The sequence below is a fragment of the Alkalibacterium thalassium genome, assembly GCF_900101165.1.
GTDB lineage: Bacteria > Bacillota > Bacilli > Lactobacillales > Carnobacteriaceae_A > Alkalibacterium > Alkalibacterium indicireducens.
Window position 1 is genome coordinate 1 of record NZ_FNFK01000110.1, and the last position, 1,848, is coordinate 1,848.

1 protein-coding gene is annotated in these 1,848 nt (G+C 35.9%); it reads left to right on the plus strand.

Annotated features, from left to right (window positions below):
- Window positions 1–200: 200 nt before the first annotated feature.
- Entirely contained in the window at window positions 201–1,520 is a 1,320-nt protein-coding gene (locus tag BLR76_RS11460) for a nucleotide sugar dehydrogenase (RefSeq protein ID WP_091269046.1), read from the plus strand.
- Window positions 1,521–1,848: the final 328 nt, after the last annotated feature.

Here is a 1,848-nt window from a genome sequence, read left to right on the forward strand (position 1 = left end):
TTTGACAAGAAAAAAAGGCAATGTGATCCAGCAGACGTGAATACGCTGCTGGATCAAGTTGCCTTTTTTCGCCTCTTTTTTATCGGTATAGAATTCTTTTCTACATTTATCACTGAAGATATTGCTGATGTAGTAGACAAGGTGTATACTAGAGACTTATATAACGATAATTAATCTAATATTAGCCTCTGGAGGTCATCATGTCACTATACAATGAATTAGTCGCAAAAAAGGAAAAAATAGCTTTAATAGGATTAGGTTATGTAGGAATGCCAATTGCTGTAGCTTTTGCAAAAAAAGTCGATGTTATAGGCTTTGATACAAATAAAGCAAAAGTAGAGCAGTATAAACGAGGCATTGACCCAACAAAAGAAATAGGTAATGATGTCATAAAAGAGACTTCAGTAGAATTCACATCAGATGAAGTGCGGTTAAAAGAAGCGAAGTTTCATATTGTGGCTGTACCAACTCCCGTGCGACCGGATCATACCCCTAACTTACAGCCAGTTGAGGCAGCGAGTAGAACCTTGGGCCGTAATTTGACTAAAGGGTCCATTGTTGTATATGAATCAACCGTATACCCTGGAGTGACTGAAGATATTTGTATACCTATATTGGAAGAAGAATCTGGGATGAAAGCTGGAGTAGACTTTAAAGTCGGTTTTTCCCCTGAGCGAATTAATCCAGGAGATAAGAAGCATACTTTAGAGAATATCGTTAAAGTGGTTTCGGGCATGGACAAACAATCGCTGGATGATATTGCCAAAACTTATGAATTAGTTGTTAGTGCAGGTGTTCATCGTGCGGCCTCGATTAAAGTGGCTGAAGCATCAAAAGTGATTGAGAATGCACAAAGAGATGTGAATATTGCTTTCGTTAATGAGCTATCTATGATTTTCGATCGAATGGATATCGATACGAATGCAGTTTTAGAAGCTGCAAAGACAAAATGGAACTTTTTACCATTTACACCCGGTTTAGTGGGAGGCCATTGTATTGGGGTTGATCCTTATTACTTGACTTACCGAGCAGAACAGTTGGGTTATAAATCTCAAGTCATCACGGCAGGTAGACGTATTAATGATGAGATGGGTAGTTACGTTGTTACTAATGTCATTAAGCAATTAATTAATGCAGATATAGTTGTACAAAAAGCTAGAGTAGCCATTTTAGGTTTTACATTTAAAGAAAATTGCCCAGATACGCGGAATACACGTGTTATTGACATAGTCAATGAATTAAAAGAGTACGGTATTTCACCACTTATAGTTGATCCACAAGCAGACGCTGATGAAGCGAAAGATGAATATGGCATTAATTTTGATACTCTAGAGGATGTCAAAGAGATGGATGCAATCATTGTAGCAGTAAACCACTCTGATTTTGTCGATTTAACTAGTGATGATTATGTATCCTTTTTTAAAAAAGGCGACAATCAAACTAAAGTACTGGTAGACATTAAAGGTATATTAGATAAAAATTATTTCAAAGAATCGGGCTATCACTATTGGGGATTATAATAATAGTACTAGATTAACAAAAGACTTATCAAACCTCTAGTGGTTTTGATAAGTCTTTCTGTTATACTCTGAATAGGTGAAGTGATCAGATACAAATAGCATATTATGGTAGTCTATGTTTTAAAAAACTATTCAGATATCTTATTGTATGGAAACCCAGATAGGATGTACCCTGGGACACAATTAAGCTAGTTATATAAGTAATATCGAACAAATTCATTATAGATAGTAAGTAACTCAAGTTTTGCAGTTAAAAAATAGCCTTTGACCCTTGGTGTCATTGACTTGGTACCGATTATTATGCCGCTTTTGATATTTGATTCAGCTG